Source organism: Mycolicibacterium xanthum, from assembly GCF_019710635.1.
Taxonomy (GTDB): Bacteria; Actinomycetota; Actinomycetes; order Mycobacteriales; family Mycobacteriaceae; genus Mycobacterium; species Mycobacterium xanthum.
In genome coordinates this window covers 1-922 of sequence record NZ_JAIFZS010000107.1, presented here as the reverse complement: position 1 = coordinate 922, position 922 = coordinate 1, and the positions used below count along the sequence as shown (strand labels likewise).

General features: G+C 67.8%; 2 pseudogenes. Both read left to right on the top strand.

Annotated elements, in window-relative coordinates:
* A pseudogene (locus JDV09_RS25995) lies at positions 1-304 on the top strand (hypothetical protein); the annotation flags it as partial.
* Between the two features lie 391 nt (positions 305-695).
* Positions 696-922: pseudogene (locus JDV09_RS27345) on the top strand (helix-turn-helix domain-containing protein); the annotation flags it as partial.

Genomic DNA, 922 nt, shown 5'->3' with positions numbered 1-922 from the left:
GCACCGCTGGACCACCCTGGCCATGCTCGCGCATGCCTTCCTGGCCGTGGCCACCGCGGTCGAACGCGACACCACACCCACCCCGGCCGGGCTGATCACGTTGACCGTCAACGAATTCCGCAGACTCTTCGACGCCATACTGCTGAGCGCCAACCACACCATCACGACCCTGCTGGCCTGGTCACGATGGCGAAGACGACACCAATACCGAGCCCGACAATCCCACTACCGAGCCCGACAATCCCACTACCGACTGTTGACCGTCGCTCGGGATGACGACCACTGGGTAGTCGTTCGGCATTGAGGGTGCCGATGTGGTCCGTGGTGTGGTGGCGGGGTTGATCTTGTTCGTGTGCACCGTCAGTGTGACGAGGAACTGATGGGTGCGCGGCACCCCGCTGAAGTCTTGGCCGGCTTGACGGGGTGCCGCGCTGTAGTGCTCGGAGGCACTGGTGGTGACGGTAGAGGTTGATCCTGTCCGCGTCGAGTCCCGGCTGTCGGGTGGGGCGATTGCCTGTCCGGTGTGCCCGGACGGGGTGTTGGGTGGGTGGGGGTATGCCCGGGTCCGCCAGGTGCACGGACTTGGCGGTCGGGTGCGGCCGCGGCGGGCTCGGTGCCGGTCCTGTTTGGTCACCCATGTGTTGTTGCCGGTCACGGTGCTGCTGCGCAGAGCGTATGCGGCCGATCAGATTTGGATGTCTTTGTCGTCGCGGGCTGCGGGGGTTGGGCATCGGCGGATCGCGGCGTGGCTGCAGGTGCCGCCGGCCACGGTGCGGGGCTGGTTGCGCCGCGCCGCGGGCCGTCTGGAATCGATGAGGTCGTGGTTCCTCACGGTGGCGGTGCGGATCGGGATCGATGTGGCGATCCCGGACGGGTCGGGCTGCGGCTGGGGTGACGTGGTGGCCGCGGTCAGCGCCGCGGC